Origin of the sequence: Jiangella aurantiaca (assembly GCF_004349105.1) — a bacterium.
GTDB classification, from domain to species: Bacteria; Actinomycetota; Actinomycetes; order Jiangellales; family Jiangellaceae; genus Jiangella; species Jiangella aurantiaca.
The window spans coordinates 1-1880 of sequence record NZ_SMLB01000095.1 but is presented as its reverse complement, the minus strand read 5'-3'; the positions used below and the strand labels follow the sequence as shown (position 1 = coordinate 1880).

2 protein-coding genes are annotated in these 1880 nt (G+C 73.0%); one reads left to right on the top strand and one right to left on the bottom strand.

Annotated features, from left to right (window positions below; translation table 11 throughout):
- Positions 1–47: 47 nt before the first annotated feature.
- Complete coding sequence (locus E1262_RS30005) at positions 48–908, bottom strand: phosphotransferase family protein (RefSeq protein WP_132108008.1); 861 nt, start codon at positions 906–908, stop codon at positions 48–50.
- Positions 909–946: 38 nt separating this feature from the next.
- Between E1262_RS30005 and ligD the strand changes: the two genes are divergently transcribed.
- Positions 947–1880, top strand: a 934-nt coding sequence (gene ligD, locus E1262_RS30000) for a non-homologous end-joining DNA ligase (RefSeq protein WP_132108007.1), incomplete at its 3' end; no start/stop codon positions are given.

Genomic DNA, 1880 nt, shown 5'->3' with positions numbered 1-1880 from the left:
CCCCCACGCCCACCCCCACGCCGGAGGAGACGCCAGCTCCCTGAGGGTCAGCCGAACGTCCGGTCCAGGTGGGCCAGCCCCAGCCGCGCGTACTCGTCGGCGCCGGACTCGACGCCGTAGGCGATGTCGTCCAGCAGCGCGCACCGCGCGTAGAACGCGATCCGCTCGCGACCGACGGCGTCCGGGTCGCCGCCGTACTGCGCGACGATCCGCTCGGCGACGTCCGGGCCGAGGTCGCGGTACAGGCGGGCGAGGTCGACGGCGGGATCGGCGATCGCCGCGTCGGTCCAGTCGATGATGCCGCTGATCGAGGCGCCGTCGACCAGCACGTGCTCCGCGCCGAGGTCGTTGTGGCAGAACGCCAGCCGTCGCGGCGGTCGCGGCGGCGGCGCGGCGAGGAACGCCTCGACCCGGCGTCGGTCCGCCGGCGCGATGACCGCGGCCGCGGTCTCGTACGACGCCTTCGCGTCGGCCAGCCACTCGTCGCCCGGGGTGTCGTCGACCTCGACCAGCGCGGACAGTGGGCTGTCGCCGTCGTCGAGCGCCGTATGGAGACCGGACAGGAACTCCGCCAGCGGCGCGGCCAGCGCAACCGGCTCCGCGATGGGGTTCAGATGCAGCGGCGCGCCGGGCAGCCGGTGGTACGCGAGGATCGCGGTCGGCTCGTCGACGAACACCGGCTCCGGCACCGGCAGGCTGGACACCGCGGCGACCGCCGTCAGCAGCGCCGCCTCGCGCCGGGCCGCCGCGAGCCGCTCGCCCGGGTCGCCGGCGCGGGACCGGCGCAGCACCAGCTCGCCACCGATCTCGTAGGCGACGTTGTCCAGACCGGCACCGAGCGGCACGACTGCCGCGCCGGCGTGTCCGGGCTGGTGGCGGCCGAGCGCCGCGCGGATGTCGTCGAGCATGCTGGCGAACGTACCCCGCGTCGGCAAGACTGCAAGGCATGCCGAGCAAGGTCAACGTCGACGTCGAGGGCCGGACCCTGGGCCTGAGCAACCTCGAGAAGGTGCTCTACCCGGAGACCGGCACGACCAAGGGCGAGATCATCCAGTACTACACGCATGCGGCGTCCGTGCTGCTACCGCACCTGCGCGACCGCCCGGTCACCCGCAAGCGCTGGCCCAACGGCGTCGACGAGGCGAACTTCTTCGAGAAGAACGCGCCGCGCGGCACGCCCGACTGGGTGCGGACCGCCGAACTGCCGTCGCCCGGGAGCACGAAGGACCGCGAGACCGTCGTCTACGTCATGGCCGACGACCTCCCGACGATCGTGTGGCTGGCCAACCTCGCCGTGCTCGAGCTGCACGTGCCGCAGTGGACCGTCGACGCCGACGGAGCGGCGACCAACCCGGACCGGCTGGTCGTCGACCTCGACCCCGGCGAGCCGGCCAACGTCATCCAGTGCTGCCAGGTCGCGCTGCTCCTCGGCGAGCTGTTCGACGAGGCCGGCCTGCCGTCGTACCCCAAGACCAGCGGATCGAAGGGGATGCAGATGTACGTGCCGCTCGACGGCTCGGCGACCGACGACGAGGTCAGCGCGTACGCCCGCGGGCTGGCGCAGCGGCTGGAGCGCGAGCACCCGAAGCTGATCATCTCGCGGATGGAACGGGCCGCACGCGGCGGCAAGGTCTTCATCGACTGGTCGCAGAACAACGCCGCCAAGACGACGGTCGCGCCGTACTCCGTCCGCGGCCGGGCGCGCCCGACGGTGTCGACGCCGGTCACCTGGGACGAGGTCGAGCACGGCGCGCGGTCGGCGGCGAAGAAGCGGCTGCCCCTGCAGTTCGACATCGACGACGTGCTGGCACGCATCGGCGAGGACGGCGATCTCCTCGAGCCGATGCTCGACGAGGCCCACCCCCTCCCCGACCTGTCTC